The sequence below is a fragment of the Nonomuraea sp. PA05 genome, assembly GCF_008086045.1.
Taxonomy (GTDB): Bacteria; Actinomycetota; Actinomycetes; order Streptosporangiales; family Streptosporangiaceae; genus Nonomuraea; species Nonomuraea monospora.
This window is the reverse complement of the sequence record NZ_VSEY01000121.1, coordinates 1-376: the sequence shown is the minus strand read 5'-3', so window position 1 is coordinate 376 and position 376 is coordinate 1. Positions and strand designations below refer to the sequence as shown.

Below are 376 nucleotides of genomic sequence, written 5' to 3'. Positions count from 1 at the left end.
CACTGGGACGACGTCGACCTGCGCCAGGTCAGCCCGGAAACGCTCCGCACCCGCACCGCCGTCATCGCCCAGGACCACACCCGCTGGCCGCTCACCGCCCGCTACAACATCACCATGGGCACCGACAAGGGCGAGCCCGCCCTGCACGCCGCCGCCGCCGTCGCCGGAGCCGACGAGGTCATCGCCGACCTGCCCAACGGCTACCGCACCCTGCTGGATCGCCGCTTCAAGGACGGCCACGAGCTGTCCGGCGGCCAATGGCAGCGCATCGCCGTCGCCCGCGGCTTCCACCGCGACGCCGACCTGCTCATCTGCGACGAACCCACCGCCGCCCTCGACGCCCGCGCCGAACACGCCCTGTTCGAACGCATCCGCC

1 protein-coding gene is annotated in these 376 nt (G+C 72.9%); it reads left to right on the top strand.

Features of this window, described 5'->3' with window-relative positions:
* A partial coding sequence (locus FXF51_RS60300) for an ATP-binding cassette domain-containing protein (RefSeq protein ID WP_148443844.1) occupies positions 1–376 on the top strand: 376 nt, incomplete at both ends.